An 18,046-nucleotide genomic window follows, 5' to 3' on the forward strand; every position below is an offset into this window, starting at 1 on the left:
CAAAAGGAATGGGGGGCTTTTGACATCACCGGACAGGCCACGCTGGGGCTCTATGCGCTATTTGCTGATGTTTCTCTTGTGCGGGCTGCCGATGCTGGCCGGCGCCGTCGAGTTCAATGAAACCACCCGCAGCCTTCCCCTGGGCCGGGTCATGCAAGTACTGGAAGACCCAAGTGGCGGCATCACCATCGCCGAGGCCCGTTCAGCGGCACTGGCCAGTCGCTACACCCACCATGATAAAGACACCCTCAATGCCGGCTATTCGCGCTCGGCATTCTGGCTCAAGGTCGACCTGCATTACCTGCCCAGGGAGCCCCACGCCCCGCGCACCTGGCTGCTGGAGCTGGCCTACCCGCCCCTTGATCATCTTGAGTTGTACGTCCCCGATGAGGCCGGTGGCTACCGCCTGGCTGGGCGTACCGGGGACGCATTGCCCTTTGCCAGCCGCGAGGTCCGCCAGAACAACTACTTGTTCACTGTCGACTTCAAGGCGGGCGAGCAGAAAACCCTCTACCTGCGCCTGCAAAGCGAAGGCTCGATCCAGGCACCGCTGACCCTGTGGTCGAGCACCGCCTACCTGGAAGACCAGCCGCTGCGCCTGTATGTGCTGGGCCTGATCTACGGCGTGCTGCTGGGCATGCTGGTGTACAACCTGTTTATCTACCTCAGTGTGCGTGACACCAGTTACCTCTATTACATCCTCTATATCGCCTCGTTCGGCCTGTACCAGCTCTCGGTGAATGGTGCGGCGGTGGAATATTTCTGGCCCGACAACCCCTGGTGGGCGAATGCGGCGACGCCGTTCCTGATCGGCGCCTCGGCGTTGTTCGGCAGCCTGTTTGCCCGCAGCTTCCTGCACACCGCCCTCTACAGCCGTTGGCTTGACCGGCTGCTGCTGGTGCTGGTGGGCACGGGGGCGGCGGTGATGCTGTTGTCGCTGATGGCCAGCTATGCCCTGGCCTTGCGCCTGGCGACCGCGCTGGCGCTGGTTTTCACCGTGACCATCTTTGTCGCCGGGATCAAGGCTTGGTGCTGTGGCCAGCGGGTGGCACGGTATTTCATCATCGCCTGGTCGGCGTTCCTGATCGGCGGGGTGGTCAATACGCTGATGGTGCTGGGCTACCTGCCTAACGTGTTTCTCACCATGTATTCCAGCCAGATCGGCTCGGCCATCGAAGTCGCCCTGTTGTCCCTGGCCCTGGCCGACCGGATCAACGCGATGCGCGAACAGCAGGCGCAAATCCTGTTTGATGCCAGCCAGAAACTGGAAGTGCTCAACCAGCAACTGGCCCACAGCAACCAGTTGAAAGACGAGTTCCTCGCGACCCTGACCCATGAGCTGCGCACGCCGATGAATGGGGTGATTGGTTCATTGGAACTGATGCAAACCGTGCCCCTGGCCGGGGACCTGGCGCAGTACCAGCAAACCGCCGCCGGCTCGGCGCGGGACATGATGCGCATGGTCAACGGCATTCTCACCCTCACCGAGTTGCAAGCCGGCCGCTTGAGCGCGCAGCCGCAGGTGTTCAGCCTGCGCGGGGTGCTCGATACCTTGCGCCAGCAATTTCGCGGCAATGCCCAAGGCAAGGGGCTGGCGTTTTCCATCGACGTGGCGGGTGAACTGCCGGATCGCCTGGAGGGCGATGCAGGCAAACTGATGCAGTGCCTGGAATGCCTGCTGGATAACGCCTTCAAGTTCACCCACCAAGGCGCGGTGCGCGTGCGTGTGGTGGGCGTGCCCCGGGCCGATGGCCATTTGCACCTGACCTTTATCGTCACCGATTCCGGGATTGGGTTTGCACAGCTGGATGAGGCGACCCTGTATCAGCGTTTCTTCCAGGTGGATGGTTCGACCACCCGCGAATATGGCGGCCTGGGCATTGGCCTGGCGATCTGCCGGCAGCTGATCGAGTTGCTCGGCGGGCGCCTGACCCATCATTCCGAACCGCGCAAAGGCAGTCGCTTCCAGTTGGAGGTGGCGGTCATTGCGGTGCCACCGGAGCCGGCCCGCGCTGTTGATCTGCACCGCGCGCCACAGGACTGCACGGTCCTGCTGGTGGATGACAACAGCGTCACGCAGTTGGTGTTGCGCGGCATGTTGCTCAAGCTGGGTTACCGGGTAAAAGTCGCGGACAGCGGCCCGGCGGCCCTGGCGATGCTGCAGGAGGGGACGTTTGATGCGGTGCTGCTGGATGTGCCCGAGGATGGTTTTTCCCTGTGTTGCCAGGTCCGGGCCTTGCCAGGCTGCGGCGAGCTGCCGGTGATCGCCTTGAGCGACTCCCTGCAAGGCAGCGCACGACAGCATTGTCACGGCATCGGCCTGACCGAGCAGTTGCTCAAACCGGTGCGTTTCGAGCTGTTGCAGGGCGTATTGCAGCGGCGCCTGCTGTGCCCGCTAGAGGGTGAAAGCGCCGGCAGTTAGGCGCATATGCCACTTTTTTAAGGGCGGTGACGATGCTTAACTGAATTCAAGGCCTCAATGAACGTGGCCTTTTATCAGGAGGCCCGTCATGAATCTGCACCAGTTCGCCGAAACCCACGACGTTACCAACCAGCCGCCGTCATTGGACGGCGCCAACCTGTATCGCCTCGACCTGCCCCTGCAGGAGTGGTCGCGGCGCTTTGGCGCGGGTTGGGCCGAGGCGCGTATCGATGCCTACGGCGCCTTGGCGGGCGGGCCGTTGATGGCGGCGGGGTTCCTGGCCAACCAGAACAAACCGGTGTTCAACAGCCATGATCGCTATGGGCACCGCATTGACCTGGTGGAGTTTCATCCGGCCTATCATGAGTTGATGCGCACCGCCGTCGAGCATGGCCTGCCGTCGTTGCCCTGGGCCCATCCCCAGCCTGGCGCCCATGTCGCCCGCGCGGCCCTGGGCTACCTGCACAGCCAGGCCGAAGCCGGCACCGGTTGCCCGCTGACCATGACCTTCGCCTGTGTGCCGGCCCTGCGCCTGCAGCCGGACCTGGCTGACAGTTGGCTGCCGAAAATCCTCAACACCGAATATGACCCGCGCAATGTCGGGATTGCCCACAAGGCCGGTGCAACCATCGGCATGGCCATGACCGAGAAACAGGGCGGCACCGATGTGCGTGCCAACACCACCCGCGCCTATCCCGTGGGCGCCGGCGGCCCTGGCCAGGCCTATGAACTGGTGGGGCACAAGTGGTTCTGCTCGGCGCCGATGTGCGATGCCTTCCTGACCCTGGCCCAGACGGACAAGGGCCTGACCTGTTTCCTGCTGCCCCGGCACCGCCCGGATGACACACGCAACCCGTTCTATATCCAGCGCCTGAAAAACAAACTCGGCAACTGTTCCAACGCCTCCAGCGAAGTCGAATTCCGCGGTGCCCTGGCGTGGATGGTCGGCGAAGAAGGCCGTGGCGTACCGACCATCATCGAGATGGTGGCCATGACCCGTTTCGATTGCATGGTCGGTTCCAGTTCCCTGATGCGTCAGGCGCTGACCCAGGCCAGTCATCATTGCGCTCATCGCTCAGTCGGTGGCCGCGTGCTCAGTGAGCAACCGTTGATGCAAAACGTGCTGGCCGACCTGGCCCTGGAAAGCGAGGCGGCCCTGGCCCTGAGCCTGCGCATGGGCCGGGCGCTGGACCATCTGGACGATGAGCAGGAAGCCAAGTTCGCGCGGCTGGTGACAGCGGTGGGCAAGTATTGGATCTGCAAGCGCGCGCCGGCGATGATCAACGAAGCCGCTGAATGCATGGGCGGCGCCGGGTATGTCGAGGACAGCATCCTGCCGCGCCTGTACCGTGAGGCACCGGTCAATTCGACGTGGGAAGGTTCCGGTAACGTGCAATGCCTGGACGTGCTGCGGGCCTTGTCGAAAGAGCCGGGCGTGCTGGAGACATTGTTTGTCGAACTGGGGAACGGGCACGGCGATAAACGCCTGGCCCGGCATATCGAGCAGTTGAAATTGGCGTTTATGGACACCCAGGACATTCAGTACCGGGCGCGGCAATTGACCGAAGACATCGCCGTGGCGTTGCAGGCCAAGTTGCTGCTGGAGGCGGGCAATGCCAGTGTCAGCGATGGGTTTATGGCCAGCCGCCTGGGCGAATCGTCGGGGCGGGTATATGGCACCTTGCCACGAGGTGTGGATGTGCAGGCCATTGTCGCCCGCTCAACCCCGTCTCTCTGAATAAACACGGTAAACAATGTGGGAGCAGGCTTGCCTGCGATAGCGGTGGGTCAGCTACCTATATATTGGCTGACCCGCCGCCATCGCAGGCAAGCCAGCTCCCACATTTGAACGTATTCCAATTCAGAGGTTGGGTAGGGCAGCCTATAGATAATCAGGCATGTCAATTCAGAGTTTGCGTCTGGCAGCGATGCAGGCAAGATGACCTCCTGCATGTAAGAAAACAGGAAGCCTACCGTGACCGAAGCTTTTGTTGTCGTTCAAACCGCCGAAGAGGCCGTGGACCGGCTGGCGGCTCTGCATGAGCGTGCTACCGGCGCGCTCAACCAGGCCCTCAAGCAATACCTCAAGGATCGCGTCGAACCCGACGCTGCACAACGTGCACTGTTTCGCTACCCGGAACTGCGCCTGACCTACCACTGCCACGGCGAAGTCCCACAGACCACCCGCGCGTATGCCAAGGTGCAGTTGCCGGGCACCTACAGCGTCACCGTCACCCATCCGTCGGCGTTCCGTAAATACCTGCTGGAACAGTTGGTGCCGCTGATGCACGACTTCACCGTGACGGTGGAGGTGGGCGCCAGCCAGCAGAATATCCCTTACCCCTACGTGGTGGAGCAGGGCGATGAACTGGCCGGTTCCGGCGTGACCGCCGCGACCCTGGCGCGGGTGTTCCCCAGCACCGACCTGTCGGCCGCCACCGATGGCATCGCCGATGGCCTGTACGATTGGGAGAACACCGACCCACTGCCCCTGGCGCTGTTCGATGCGGCCCGTGTGGATTTCTCTCTGCGCCGCCTGGTGCACTACACCGGCAGCGACTGGCGCCATGTGCAGCCGTGGATTCTGCTGACCAACTACCACCGCTATGTCGACCAGTTCATCGTGCATGGCCTGGAACAGTTGCGCAGCGACCCACGTTTTATCCGCATGGTGTTGCCGGGCAACGTCATCATCGACAAAAACATGGACCATGGCGAAGCCTCTGCCATTGCCGCAGGCGTGGTCTGGCACCGTTACCAGATGCCGGCCTACCACTTGCAGGCCAGCGACGGCCACGGCGTGACCCTGGTCAACATCGGCGTCGGCCCCTCCAATGCCAAGAACATCACCGACCACCTGGCGGTATTGCGTCCCCATTGCTGGCTGATGATCGGCCACTGTGGTGGCCTGCGCCAATCCCAGACCATTGGCGACTATGTGCTGGCCCACGCTTATATGCGGCGCGACGGCATTCTCGACCGCGTAGTACCGCCGAACATCCCGATCCCGGCCCTGGCCGAAGTACAGATGGCGTTGCAGCAAGCGGCGGCCAATGTCACCGGCGAGAAGGGCGAAGAGCTGAAAAAGCGCTTGCGCACCGGCACCGTGTTGACTTACGACGACCGCAACTGGGAGCTGCGCTGGGCCCAGGAACGGCCGCTGATCAACCTGTCCCGCGCCGTGGCGGTGGACATGGAAAGCGGCACCATCGCCGCCCAAGGCTACCGCTTGCGCGTACCGTACGGCACCTTGCTGTGTGTGTCGGACAAGCCGCTGCACAGTGAAATCAAGTTGCCAGGTTCGGCCAACGCGTTCTATGAACGGGCCGTGAGCCAGCACTTGAAGATCGGCATCGAGGCGGTGGACCTGCTGCGCACCGAGCTCAACTCGCTGCACTCGCGCAAGCTGCGCAGCTTTGACGAGCCGCCGTTCCGCTAACATAGCGGGGTGGTTATTTAACGGTCGGGCCACTAGCATGGTCGGTCCTGACCGTTAGATATTCCGTTGCCATGTCCCGTCCTGCCCGTCCCGACTCGCGCCGCCCTGGCGTGAAACCTCCCCATGCCGCTGCGCGCCGTGTCGCCAAGGCGCCGCCGGCCGAACCGAAGTTGATCCTGTTCAATAAACCTTTCGATGTGCTGACCCAGTTCAGCGACGAAGGCGGGCGGGCGACCCTCAAGGATTTTATCGATATCCCGGGCATCTACCCGGCCGGGCGCCTGGATCGGGACAGTGAGGGCCTGCTGCTGCTGACCAACGATGGCCAGTTGCAGGCGCGGATTGCCGACCCCAAGCACAAACTGGCAAAGACCTACTGGGTACAGGTGGAAGGCGAGCCCACCGAGGAGCATCTGCAACGCCTGCGCGCAGGGGTGGAACTGAACGATGGCATGACCTTGCCGGCTGAAGCCCGTCGACTGGATGAGCCGGCGCTATGGCCACGCAACCCGCCGGTGCGTTTTCGTAAAAACGTGCCGACCTATTGGCTGGAGCTGGTGATTCGCGAGGGGCGCAACCGTCAGGTGCGGCGCATGACCGCCGCCGTGGGTTTGCCGACCTTGCGCCTGGTGCGAGTAAAAATCGGCGAGTGGTCGATTGACGGCCTGGGCCAAGGCCAGTACCGCGAAGTGCCGGCGCGCTTATAAAGCCCCGGACTCGATCAGGCCGATCACCACGCTCTTGATGATAAACGCGGCCACGCCCAGGCCCAGCACGAAGAACAGAATCAGCGAGCCAAAGCGCCCGGCCTTGGACTTCTTCGCCAGGTCCCAGACGATAAAGCCCATGAAAATGATCAGGATGGTGACCAGGCCGGTCATCATCCATTCTTCAAACAGCACGGGGTCAATCGAATTCATTGGGCAGGTTCCGACAAAGGCAGGCGCGAAGTATAAGGCAATGTGGCCGGTGCAGCGTTGACCTGCGTCGGTGCGTCGCACCCAGGTGTCACTGCCTGAGCGCGCTCAAAATGTGGGAGCTGGCTTGCCTGCGATAGCGGACTGTCAGCTGGCATATCAGCGACTGAAATTCCGCTATCGCAGGCAAGCCAGCTCCTACATGGGTTGGGTGGTGAGTCTTAGGTGCGCAGGTGAGTCAACGGCAACTCGGTGCTGTTGAGCACCTGGTTGAGCACAAAGCTTGAGCGCACGCTGGTCACGCCCTCAATCCGGGTCAGGTGGCCCAATAGCAGTTTTTGATAGTGATCCATATCCGGCACCACCACCTTCAACTGATAGTCGGCATCCATTCCGGTGACCAGGCTGCATTCGAGCACTTGCGGCAAGGTGCGGATCGCTGCTTCAAAGTTCTCGAAACGCTCGGGTGTGTGTCGGTCCATGCCGATCAAGACGTAGGCCGTGAGGCTCAGGCCGAGCATCTTGCGGTCGAGCAGGGCGACCTGGCGCGAGATATAGCCGTCGTCCTCCAATTGCTTGACCCGGCGCGAGCAGGGTGACGGCGACAGGCCGATCCGCTCGGCCAGCTCCTGGTTGGAGATCCTCGCGTCGCGCTGTAATTCCGCCAAAATACTCAGGTCGTATCGGTCAAGTTTGCTCATGGGGCTGGCCTTTGTCGTAACTATTGCTGCGAATTATCTATCCAGGGTTAAAAATTGCGCAAGCACTGTTTATTGACGCAATCTTCGCAATCATCTGCCGGCGCCTCACGCCTATGATTACCAACAGAATCACTGCCCGGACATAGAGTCCACTGCAGCCCGCCCAACCAGGCCGGCTGCGGCCCGCCAACCCCACCGGGTTGCGCCGGCCCCCGGGCTGCACACTGTCCACAAGACGGCGTGAGGTGAGCCAACGTCAAAAGCGTTGAGCCAGGACGAAGTTCTCAAGGGGCGACCGACGGGTCGCCCCTTTTCTTTTGCCAGCGAAAATTGTCCGGGCGGCTGATAACCTGTTGCAGAACTTTCCAGTCTTATGCATAGGCCCTAATCCGCAGTGAGGAATAGCATGAAGCCCATCTGGCGTTTGGCAGGTGCAGGTGTGTTGATGGTTACCTTGGGCACGCCGGTGATGGCCGACGAACGTGGCTATTCAGCGCAGGCGGGGAGCAGTCTGCCGATCCAGGCCCGGCCCGACTCCGTGGGCCAGACCCAGGAGCCGCGCCAGGGCAACTACCGTGATATTCCCCGGCGCAATGATGGCAACCCGCATTGGCCAGCCGATGGCCCTGGCTACAATGGCCGCCCCGATGACAACCGCTGGCCGGGTCGCCCCGATGGGCATGGCAATGGCTGGGGCCCCGGCCCGCAGTATCGCCCCGGCTACACGGTAGACCGCTTCCCTGAGCGTCATGACCGCGTGCCCTATCGTGGCCAGGATTACTTCTTCGCGGGCGGCTATTGGTACCGGCCCCAGGGTCCGCGTTATGTGGTGGTCACGCCGCCCTATGGGATCGGCGTGCATGACCTGCCGGACTATGCGCGGGAAGTGTGGGTGGGCAACACGCTGTTTTTCCTCGCCGCTGGCGCCTACTACAGCTACGAGGCCAGCACCCGGCAGTACGTGGTGGTACAACCGCCGGTGGCCAGCCTGCCGCCACCGCCGGCGCCCCAGGGCAATGGCTATGACGTGGTGGCCTATCCCGCCAACGGCCAATCGCCTGCCCAGGTGCAGCAGGATGGCTACGATTGCTATCGCTGGGCGGTGCAGCAGAGTGGCTTCGACCCCCAGACCGGCACCTACGCGCCGGCGCCGGCGGTGGTGCAAACCTACCGCCAGGCCCAGGGCAACTGCCTGGGCAGTCGCGGGTATCAGGTGACCTACTAGGCCTTGTGGCCCGTGACCACTTCCTGTGGGTCGGCGTGCACCAGCACTTCGGCCCGTGGGTAGGCCTGATGGATGGCATCGGCGGCCTGGTCGCTGATGCCGTGGGCCACCGACAGGCTCAACTCCCCCGGTAACTCCAGGTGCAACTGCACAAACCAGTGGTTGCCGGAAATCCGCGTGCGCAAATCATGGGCGCCCAGTACGCCGGGCACGCTACAGGCCAGCTCCAGCATGTGCTGGCTGACTTCGGCTGGCAGCTCCTCGTCCATCAGCACCGCAAAGCTTTCCCGGGCAATCTGGATCGCGCTCCACAAGATGTAGGCGGCGATCCCCAGGCCAAACCAGGCATCGACTTGATGCAAGCCGCAGGCCGCCAGCACCAGGGCCAATAGAATGCTGCCATTGAGCAACAGGTCCGAACGGTAATGCAGCGAGTCGGCGCGCACGGCGTTCGAGCCGGTTTCGCGGATCACCCGGTGTTGCAGGGTCAACAGTGCCACGGTCAGCGCCAGCGACAGCACAATCACCGCGATACTCAGCCAGGGCGCGCCCACCGGTTCCGGGTGTAGCAGGCGCTGGTACGCCTGGAAGGCGATCAACACCGCGCTGCCGGCGATAAACAGCGCCTGGGCCATACCCGCCAGGGATTCCGCCTTGCCATGCCCGTAACGGTGATCGTCATCCGCCGGGCGCAGCGCGTAATGCACCGCCAGCAGGTTGAGCAGCGACGTCACGCCGTCGAGCAGCGAGTCGGTCAGCCCGGCGAGCATGCTTACCGAACCACTGAACCACCAGGCGACGGCCTTGCCGATAATCAGGATACTGGCCACGCCGACCGAGGCGCGGGTCGCCAGGCGCAAGAGCCGGGCGTGTTCGGTGCAGGTGCTCATGGGGCAATCGAATCCTTACGCAGCAGGTTGCAGACCGAGCATGGCCAGTTGCTGCACGCTGCCCTTGAACTGGATCAGGCGCGGGTCGTCCAGCGGCAGGCTGCGGCCGGTTTCGTGCTCGATGATGGTTTGCAGCTTGGTGTTGTCCACCTTGCCGTCGGCGCCGATGGCTTGCTGCAGCTTCTCGGGGGCCACTTGTGCGCTTTTGCCGGGCTCGAAATAAATGGCGCCGGTGGCGAAATCGACACCGAAGGCGATCAGGCCGGGGATCACATAGAACAGCAGGCCGACCGCATCGAGCACGGCAATCGCCGGGTCGATCTTGCCGTCGATCTGGCCACGGCGATCAGGATAGAAAATCGAACCGCAGGCTGTCAGCTGGCTCAACAGGGTGACGGCCAGAACACCGCCGATGACACGGGAAGCATTACGCATGGGACTCTCCTGAACACTTGTAGGGTGTGACTATAAAGCAGATCTACCGCGCTCCACCTACCTAATGTGGGAGCTGGCTTGCCTGCGATAGCGCTGGGTCAGTTAACCGATATTTGACTGACCCAGCGCTATCGCAGGCAAGCCAGCTCCCACATCAGAGCGCATTCCCAACGGGACACGGCATCGCCTGAGAGGCCACCGATATCCAGTCGTTCGCCGTTATACTCGCCGCTCTGCCTTGGAGCCAGTATGAATTCGTTGCCAATCGATGATGTTTTACCCGCCTTGCGTGAAGCCTTGGCAACGCGCCATGAAGCTGTGCTCGAAGCACCGCCCGGCGCCGGTAAAACCACGCGGGTGCCATTGGCGCTGTTGCAGGAAACCTGGCTGGCCGGGCAAACCATCCTGATGCTTGAACCGCGCCGGCTCGCCGCCCGCGCCGCTGCCGAACGCCTGGCCAGTGAGCTGGGGGAAAAGGTCGGCGAAACCGTCGGCTACCGCATCCGCCTGGACAGCAAGGTCGGCCCCGACACCCGTATCGAAGTGGTCACCGAAGGCATCCTCACCCGCCGTTTGCAGGACGACCCGGCGCTGGAGGGCGTGGGCCTGCTGATCTTCGACGAATTCCATGTTTTGCCATATTCACCGAAATACCCTGAAATCTTGTCAAAGCTCAGGGCATTCTCCTGCCGAAAGTGAGCTCCTTCCAGGCAAGTCCCTGGCCCCTCTTTGAAGTTTCACCCTATGACAAACCTCGACGTGATCTTCAATCTCACCTACCGCAGTCGCCACGGTCTCGAAACCGGCTCATATCCTCCCGCTATGCTCGCCCTTAAGGCGACTGAACGTCATTTCCCCACAGCTACGCACGCCAGTCCCCAATACCCCTGCGGCACCCTCGAACGATGCAATTGATCGGAGAACTACCTGATCGTCGGCAGCCCCGAGAGTGCAGTGTTCTGCCGTGAAAACGGTTTTGTCCCAGGCAGAGGGAGATGTACCGTAGCCCGCTTCTCACTCCTAAGGATTCGAACATGACCATGATCGCGGGTTACAAGCTGAAAGTCGGTGCGTTCCTGCAAGCGGATATTCTCCTCACTAGCCCCGATATGTGGATGAACTCTTCTCCAATCCCTTCGTTCCACGCCAAAGATGGTGAGCCTGGATTAAATGGCCGTGTAGTGATGGGGCTATGCCAGAAGATTTTGCTGGTGAATGAGCGCTTTGCTGTAGCTTTTGCTGGCAATGTCAATGATATCCAGGTTGTTGGACGATTGATTGATCAACTTATCAAGGTGGATCCTCAACTCTCAGGTAAACGTTTCATCGAGGCGTTTCTCGCAGACAAGCTACTGAGAAAAGCTGAGGTCAGCATTATTGCACTCAGTATTGAGGGCGATGAAATTAGCATTTCAAATGTTGATGCCGAATTTGGGGGTGGGAATGACCATTTTGAATTGTGGGTTGGAGGAAGTGGTGGAAAGTATATTGTCGAGTACTTCGAGAAGTTTTCTCCTGATAATTTTGATGTTCCTGAAGGGGATGTAGTCGCTCTCGGAACCTGCATGGCTCTTCGGCAGTTCGCCCTTCATTTGATCAGTGAGTTTGAGGGGCGCTTTGAGTCTGAAACTATCAAAATGCTCTGCGGTGGTGGTTATGAGGTACTGGCTTATTACGGCGGTCAGTTCCAGAAGATTTCAGATGTAGTTTACGCCTTCGCAGATGCTGAGATTGACGCTGAAGGAATTCTTCAAATCGACTTCCCCAAATTTTTGATGAAATCTACGTATGATGAAGATGAACTGATGATCCGAAGCGTGGAAATTAAATATGACGAAGACGAGGATGAGCACCTAGCTTGCAATGACCAGACTTTCATTATCGCTCCGATTACGCGCTATCATGAATTGGCGGTGCGGAGCAATTGCAATGCAATAAAGTTTGTAGGGGAGTTTCTTTGCTTTTTGATTAAGGTAAAGCTTCAGGGTGAAAGTTTCATTATTCCTATTGTAAGAAAGTATAGAAGTAAAATTTTCTTTTTGGGTGAGGCTTTTGCCGCCACGGTAGGTCATTACGGTGTGCAAATCATCTACATGGATGACTTCAGGGAGCTTGTCACTGCTCAAGTTTTCGAGCACATGCGAGAACTCAAATTGCAGAGCGGCCTAACCTGATGTCTGTAGCCTAGATTCCGCCTGGAAGTACGGCTCAGATGCAGTGCATTGCAGAAACAATAAAGCCACCTTGCGGTGGCTTTCAAGTGGTAGCGGCTGAGCCCCTAGCGGTGCTCGACTACTGTAACGAGATCAAGGGTTCCAATACCCTTTTCAACTACATCTTTAGCCTTGGCCAACATAGAAGCCCTGAGCTCATCGCGAGACATCCGGCCACTGTAAATCTTTGCGAATGCTTTGTGCTTCAAAGCAGCGGAGGCGCTCACTTTAGCGTCACCGGTCTCTTCGGCGGCAACTTTAGCTACGGCAAGTTCAGTCATTTTCACTAGCCTCCATGTCAATAAATGCACGGTATAATAATATCATATCATGCAAATACGCGCAAATCGGTTGCAATAGCTGGACAAATTGTGCATTGCGGCTGTCGCCCATTAAGATATTTGCCTTGTTGTTATAGATGTTTAGGCATCCAATTGGGGTTTTGGTGTCGTCGCCTAGCGCTAGCGGAATGGAAAGTATCGACGTTGCATAACGGTGCGTGGTGTAGTACTTGCCAATCGTCGTTTTGTAGTGTTCGGTCACGTGAGGGTTTTGCCGCGCCTCGTCTTCCAGCCAGTCTTTGAAATGCGTGCGGGAGTCTTGAATATACTGTGACTCATTGGTGGAGACAGCTACCGGCCCGCCTGGCAGATTAGGTTGCGACTTTGCATGATCATTCGCGTCGACTTTGAAGGGGAAGCAGATCGGACGGATGTCGTTATCTGGAGCGGCAAGATCCTGGTTACCTACGGAGGTGGACAGTTCTAGGTCGGTGATGTGAAGTATGCCGTCGGCGTTATCCAGGCGAGCATCAATGTTTGAGCTGAACAAGAAGAACGGGCTTTCGTTGACTTGCTGCGAGAAGTTCCTACGAATGGCATCTTTGTCCAGCTCCACCATCATTACGTTGGCCCGATATGTCTCGGTAGGAGCGCTGTCCCAGTTTTGTGCTAACACGAGTATCTTAGTGAGCACCACGCGGATATCACTCGCCAAGCTCTGTTTGGTCATCGGCTGGGAGTCATCCTGCGCTTGGCTCTCAAATAAGAACCGAATGTCGATTACAGCATCGCTGTAGGCCGCCAGAAACTGCTTGGGCGGCATGGTCGTCAGGCGATCTTGCAGTTCCTTTTCTTTTTTTCGGGTGGAGGTGACAACCCCCACTTCACGCAAGAAAACGGCGATCACGGCGAAGATCGACAACATGATCGATGGCCATAGGTACTCTGTCTCGAAAAACTGCTCCAGTGTGTGAGTGGAGGTGTACTCGTCTTTAATGTTGCCGCTCATAACGGAAATCATGGCTGCGCTCCCAATGCTCAGCAGCGCGATGATCATGGATCCGTAACTGGTGCCAACGAGCAGGCAGGTGCCCAGGAACACTTTTTTGACCCAAGAGCCGATCGATCGAGCGATGGAAGCAACCCCAGCTTGCAGGGTTTGATAACTTGGCGTGCTGTTGTTCAAGATTCAGTTCCGTTATTGTTTTCCGTGTAGCCAGTCCGGCTACCGTTCTCTCACACCCTCACCGGGCGCGGCTGCTCGACCGTCCAGAGCCTTACCAGCAGGTGCTGACGCATAGCTCGTCTGCGACTCCCTTCCTGTCCGGCCTGGCAATTTCGACTTATCCGAGCTTAGGCTGGGTTTTTTCCCCGAGAAAGGGGTGATTGACGAAGCCGAACGCTGTAATACCATGGGGTGATATTTAATTGCCTCCACAAGGAAAAGTATATGGCCTTACGCTGCGTAGGACTGGTAGTCAGTGCGAGTGATGTAACCATAGTGGATACCACGATCCCGGACGACCCGGATGAACCGCTCGTCCTGATCAAGGACGACACCTGGAAACTAGCGGCAGGAGATCGCCCGAAGGCGTATGAAACGCTGTTCCATCGCTGCGTGTCATACATCCAGCAGAACGGCGTGAATCAGGTCGTCATCAAAGCTAGTGCATTGCCGCAGGGAAGCGCAGCGAGGGGTGGTCTCCTGGACGGAGCTGAGCTGAGGGGCGTGATCATGTGCGCCGCTGCGTCTGCATGTGAGACCCGTGTGATGGACAAGGCTTGGATAACCAAAACCTATAAGCGCAAAGTTGACGAGATCCTCAAGGACGATCCTTTCTGGGAGCAGCAGCTCAACGGGGCCAAGCTGCGTAAGGGAAGCCGCGAGGCCGCCATGTTGGTAGTCGCCCACAGGAACCGGCCATGAGCAGCGTCGTACCGGAACTCGAAATCATCAGGAAGCTGGGCAACGGTCACTTCGGCGAGGTCTTCCTGGGCAAGTGCGGCGTCCACGGAGATGTCGCGGTTAAAGTGCTGGCCCGAAAGCCCGAGCATGATGATGCTGAGTGGAAGGCGATTAGGGAGGGTTTTTTGGTTGAGGCCAAGCACCTTTCGAGCGCCTCTCATCGAAACGTAGTTCAGGTGTACGGAATTGAGGAGTTGCAAGACAGCATCCGATTCACGATGGCTTACTGCCCTGGCGGATCGTTGCAGCCCCTTTACGAGCAAAGCCCGCTACCTTTGGCTCGTGTGCATAAGATTGCGACCGATGTCCTGATCGGCCTGGACGCGTTGCATGGGCGTGGCATGCTTCACCGGGACATCAAACCGGGCAACATCTTGCTCGATCACACGGGCTTGGCGAAGCTCGGTGACTTCGGGCTAGTGACAGATGATTTGCTGCTGGGCTATGGCTCCGCTGCGGGTTATGCGGATCACATCGCGTTCGAGGTTTGGCAGGGGGGCGGAACCAGCGTCAAGAGCGACATTTGGGCTCTGGGTATGACGCTTTTCCGGCTGCTTCATGGGGAGACCTGGTACATCCTTCAGAACGAGGCGCCTGTAGACATTGTGCGCAATGGCGGGCTCGCAGATCGCCTGCGTTGGTTACCACACATCCCCAAACCATGGCGCCGCGTAATCCGTAAGATGCTTGCAGATGACTCTGCTGCCCGCTACGCCACTACCGGCGACGTCCTGAATGCCATTTCGGGTCTCCCGATCGACCAACCCTGGGAAACAAATGTAACCCCGGCATTGGTGCGATGGGAGCTACAGTCCCCCAAGCGCCTGAACTTCGTGGAGTGGAGTCTGCACTCTGAGCGGCGTCACGAGTGGAAGGCCTGGAGCGAGCCTGTAGGGACGGGACGCAAGATGACACTCGGTCAATCGCAAGGCGTCATACCTCGCAAGAAGATTGACCGGGAGCTGGAAACCTACTTCTCTCGCTAACGAGCGCTCTTAGCCAGCTGCGCTGCGCATACGCCGGGGCAGCAGATACCCGTCGACAAAGTCGGCAGCGCTCAATGGCTTGAGTTGGAATTGAGCTTGGGCAGCGTCTCGACGCTGATCCGCACAATTGGGGCAATATGTCGCGAGTGCGTCGATGCCTTCTGCCGGATGCCATATGGCCCCGCAGAATGTGCATTGAGGCGACGTGAGCCTCAAGTTGGGATGGCGCTTGCTCATGTGAATCCTACCTGTCGCGAGAGCGACGTATGTCGGGCATGGACGAACGTATGTCTGTGGGCGGCAGAGCTTATACGAGTTCCTCTACTTTGGCCTTCAGAATTGCCGAAAGGTCAATCTCGTTGGAAGTCGCCAGTACATCTATACTGTATGGATGAACAGCCTGGGGCGCAAGTGGCAGTTACGGCTGCTTGCCCGTCCTCGTCCCTGCCTGGCATATCTCACCATGAGGTTTAGCAGAGAAAATCATTTCCGCAGCCCCCGGCGAGCTAAAGCCACATCCCTCGGTTGACACCCGAGCCCCCTGCAAGCATCTGGCCGGTGCCCCGCATTAACGCAGAGGCGCGGGGCCCTCCTCGATGTGGTGGCCCTGTGCCCCGCTGGAGGGCTACTATGGCGCGTCACTGCCACCGCTTGACGCCATGACTTCCAGGGAGGGTCGCTATGTGGGTAGATAACGAGACAGAAACAGATTTCCTCAATTTCTCTGGTGTGGCAGATACGGTTGCCGAGATCATCTACTCCGCAAATGGCCGTCCCATTTCCATCGGGGTCTCAGGAGCTTGGGGGGCAGGCAAGTCGTCGATGATCAAGCTGATCCAGGCTTCGCTCAAAGACCCACCCGAACGCAATGAGAAACCGGCCAAGGATTTTGTCTTCGTCGAATTCAACGCCTGGCTCTACCAGGGTTATGACGACGCCAGAGCAGCCCTGATGGATGTGATCGCCTCACAGCTGGAGACGGAGGCTGAGAAGCGCAAGAAAGGGTTGGACAAAGTTGCTGACCTCGCTGCACGGGTCAACTGGTTGCGCGCAGCGAAGCTCGCAGGTAACACCGCGTTTTCCATCGCTACAGGTCTGCCTGCGCCTGGCTTGTTGGAAGGAGTAGTCAGTCTCTATGATCGAATCCGCTCTGGAGAGGTCAGCCAGGACACTGTGGATGCACTCCACGATATGGCTGAGGACGCGAAGGGGGAGGCGGAAAAGCTGTTCCGCAGTGCGCCTGCCAAGAAATCTCCGCCCAAAGAGATCCAGGCGCTCAGGGACAATTTCGAAGCCATCCTAGATGAACTGGGTGTGACGTTGGTGGTGCTGATCGATGACCTTGACCGGTGCCTGCCAGAGACGACGATTTCAACCTTGGAAGCCATCCGGCTGTTCTTATTCTTGCGCAATACCGCGTTCGTGATCGCCGCCGACAACGAGATGATCAAGCATGCGGTACGCAAGCATTTCAGTGGCGTGCCCGATGATTTTCTCGTAACCAGCTACTTCGACAAGCTGATCCAGGTTCCTATCCGGGTTCCTCCTCTCGGAACCCAAGAGGTCAGGGCTTACATGATGATGCTGTTCCTGGAGAACAGTACCCTGCCTAAACCTGTGATCGAGACTATCCGTATCAAAGTCCGGGATCAGCTACGGACAACATGGCAGGGAAGTCGGGTAGACCGGGGATTCATGCAAGGCCTCTACGACGATTACCCTGCTGAGTTGATTGGCAAGTTCGATACTGCCGAGCGATTGGCTGCGGTGATGACCTCTGCCTCCGGTATTCAAGGCAATCCGCGACTCATCAAGCGTTTCCTCAATGCTCTTGCTATCCGGATGAGCATTTCTCGCGCCCAAGGCGTTGGGGTCGACGAAGCGGTGCTCGTCAAACTGATGCTCTTTGAGCGCAGTGGCAATCCGAAGGCCTACGAAGAGCTGATGAAGGCTGTAGGTGCGGATAAACATGGCAAGCCGACTCTCCTTGGCGACTGGGAAGCGGATACCAAAAAAGGCAAATCCTTCAATCTTCAGCAACCCTGGGATCAGCCTTTTGTGAAGGAATGGTTAGCCTTGCCTCCCGCATTGGCGGACAAGGATTTACGAGGAGCGATCTACGTCAGTCGTGAGCATGCTCCGATCATCACGGATGAAGATCGCCTTTCCTCGGAGGCGACTGAACTGCTGACCGCGCTGCTTGATATGCCTGAAATGGCCTCGCAACTTAAGGCGCGTCTGGGGGCCATTGCGCCAGTTGAGATCAACGTATTAATGGATCGCTTGCTCGACAAAGCAGGTGCCGAACAAGAGTGGGGCGTTCCTGACATTCTCGAAGCTTTGCTCGTGGTGTCACGACTCGATGCGCAGCAGGGGCTTCGGCTGGCGGCATTTCTCAAAGAGCGCCCGCCTGTGCAGATTCAGGCGGGCATTGTGCCGAAGCTGGCTGATGAGACGTGGAAAAAATCTGTGTATGAGTTCTGGCTCGGTGCTGATGTGAGCGGGCCGGTGAAGGCTGCGATAAGGAGAATCGATGGGAACGTCACAAAATAGCGAAGGGCCAGGCAAAGG

At 59.0% G+C, this 18,046-nt stretch carries 16 protein-coding genes; 10 read left to right on the top strand and 6 right to left on the bottom strand.

Annotation, left to right across the window (positions count from 1 at the left end; genetic code table 11):
• Window positions 1–52 precede the first annotated feature (52 nt).
• The 4 genes from BLL38_RS21235 to BLL38_RS21250 all read left to right on the top strand — a co-directional run bounded on the left by BLL38_RS21235 (window position 53) and on the right by BLL38_RS21250 (window position 6,568).
• The gene (locus tag BLL38_RS21235; RefSeq protein WP_076964211.1) at window positions 53–2,422 is read left to right on the top strand and encodes a hybrid sensor histidine kinase/response regulator; all 2,370 of its coding nucleotides are present in this window, start codon (window positions 53–55) and stop codon (window positions 2,420–2,422) included.
• An 88-nt stretch (window positions 2,423–2,510) separates the two neighbouring features.
• Window positions 2,511–4,160, top strand: coding sequence for an acyl-CoA dehydrogenase family protein (locus BLL38_RS21240; RefSeq protein ID WP_076964212.1), 1,650 nt, complete (start codon window positions 2,511–2,513; stop codon window positions 4,158–4,160).
• A gap of 237 nt (window positions 4,161–4,397) precedes the next feature.
• Window positions 4,398–5,861 carry an AMP nucleosidase gene (gene amn, locus BLL38_RS21245; RefSeq protein ID WP_076964213.1) on the top strand — a complete coding sequence of 488 codons (1,464 nt, stop codon included), beginning with the start codon at window positions 4,398–4,400 and terminating at the stop codon, window positions 5,859–5,861.
• A 71-nt stretch (window positions 5,862–5,932) separates the two neighbouring features.
• Window positions 5,933–6,568, top strand: a complete 636-nt coding sequence (locus BLL38_RS21250) for a pseudouridine synthase (RefSeq protein ID WP_076964214.1) — start codon at window positions 5,933–5,935, stop codon at window positions 6,566–6,568.
• Here BLL38_RS21250 and BLL38_RS21255 read toward each other — a convergent pair.
• Window positions 6,563–6,772: a DUF2788 domain-containing protein gene (locus BLL38_RS21255; protein WP_057439039.1), complete on the bottom strand. Its 210-nt coding sequence runs from the start codon at window positions 6,770–6,772 to the stop codon at window positions 6,563–6,565. The genes BLL38_RS21250 and BLL38_RS21255 overlap by 6 nt on opposite strands.
• Before the next feature lie 227 nt (window positions 6,773–6,999).
• Window positions 7,000–7,479, bottom strand: a complete 480-nt coding sequence (locus tag BLL38_RS21260) for an Lrp/AsnC family transcriptional regulator (protein WP_003176264.1) — start codon at window positions 7,477–7,479, stop codon at window positions 7,000–7,002.
• A gap of 406 nt (window positions 7,480–7,885) precedes the next feature.
• Between BLL38_RS21260 and BLL38_RS21265 the strand changes: the two genes are divergently transcribed.
• Window positions 7,886–8,704: a DUF6515 family protein gene (locus tag BLL38_RS21265; RefSeq protein WP_076964215.1), complete on the top strand. Its 819-nt coding sequence runs from the start codon at window positions 7,886–7,888 to the stop codon at window positions 8,702–8,704.
• Here BLL38_RS21265 and BLL38_RS21270 read toward each other — a convergent pair.
• Both BLL38_RS21270 and BLL38_RS21275 read right to left on the bottom strand, forming a co-directional pair.
• On the bottom strand, window positions 8,701–9,594 hold the full coding sequence (locus BLL38_RS21270; protein WP_076964216.1) for a cation diffusion facilitator family transporter: 894 nt from the start codon (window positions 9,592–9,594) through the stop codon (window positions 8,701–8,703). The two genes, BLL38_RS21265 and BLL38_RS21270, sit on opposite strands and share 4 nt — an antisense overlap.
• A gap of 15 nt (window positions 9,595–9,609) precedes the next feature.
• On the bottom strand, window positions 9,610–10,029 hold the full coding sequence (locus tag BLL38_RS21275; protein WP_076964217.1) for a polyribonucleotide nucleotidyltransferase: 420 nt from the start codon (window positions 10,027–10,029) through the stop codon (window positions 9,610–9,612).
• Window positions 10,030–10,278: 249 nt separating this feature from the next.
• On the opposite strand from BLL38_RS21275, the gene BLL38_RS21280 reads away from it, so the two are divergent.
• Entirely contained in the window at window positions 10,279–10,728 is a 450-nt protein-coding gene (locus tag BLL38_RS21280; protein ID WP_076964218.1) for a DEAD/DEAH box helicase, read from the top strand.
• Window positions 10,729–11,063: 335 nt separating this feature from the next.
• Complete coding sequence (locus BLL38_RS21285; RefSeq protein WP_076964219.1) at window positions 11,064–12,203, top strand: Ntn hydrolase family protein; 1,140 nt, start codon at window positions 11,064–11,066, stop codon at window positions 12,201–12,203.
• A gap of 104 nt (window positions 12,204–12,307) precedes the next feature.
• Here the strand turns inward: BLL38_RS21285 and BLL38_RS21290 are convergent, their stop codons facing one another.
• Entirely contained in the window at window positions 12,308–12,523 is a 216-nt protein-coding gene (locus BLL38_RS21290) for a hypothetical protein (RefSeq protein WP_076964220.1), read from the bottom strand.
• A complete protein-coding gene (locus BLL38_RS21295; RefSeq protein WP_076964221.1) occupies window positions 12,516–13,709 on the bottom strand; it encodes a hypothetical protein in 1,194 nt (397 codons plus the stop codon). Before BLL38_RS21295 ends, BLL38_RS21290 begins: the two co-directional genes overlap by 8 nt.
• A gap of 315 nt (window positions 13,710–14,024) precedes the next feature.
• Here BLL38_RS21295 and BLL38_RS21300 point away from each other — a divergent pair, with 315 nt between their 5' ends.
• The 3 genes from BLL38_RS21300 to BLL38_RS21310 all read left to right on the top strand — a co-directional run bounded on the left by BLL38_RS21300 (window position 14,025) and on the right by BLL38_RS21310 (window position 18,028).
• Window positions 14,025–14,450, top strand: coding sequence for a hypothetical protein (locus BLL38_RS21300; protein WP_242627628.1), 426 nt, complete (start codon window positions 14,025–14,027; stop codon window positions 14,448–14,450).
• The gene (locus tag BLL38_RS21305; RefSeq protein ID WP_076964223.1) at window positions 14,447–15,475 is read left to right on the top strand and encodes a serine/threonine-protein kinase; all 1,029 of its coding nucleotides are present in this window, start codon (window positions 14,447–14,449) and stop codon (window positions 15,473–15,475) included. The genes BLL38_RS21300 and BLL38_RS21305 overlap by 4 nt, the downstream gene beginning before the upstream one ends.
• A 681-nt stretch (window positions 15,476–16,156) precedes the next feature.
• On the top strand, window positions 16,157–18,028 hold the full coding sequence (locus BLL38_RS21310; RefSeq protein WP_076964224.1) for a KAP family P-loop NTPase fold protein: 1,872 nt from the start codon (window positions 16,157–16,159) through the stop codon (window positions 18,026–18,028).
• Window positions 18,029–18,046: the final 18 nt, after the last annotated feature.

The organism is Pseudomonas gessardii, from assembly GCF_001983165.1.
GTDB lineage: Bacteria > Pseudomonadota > Gammaproteobacteria > Pseudomonadales > Pseudomonadaceae > Aquipseudomonas > Aquipseudomonas gessardii.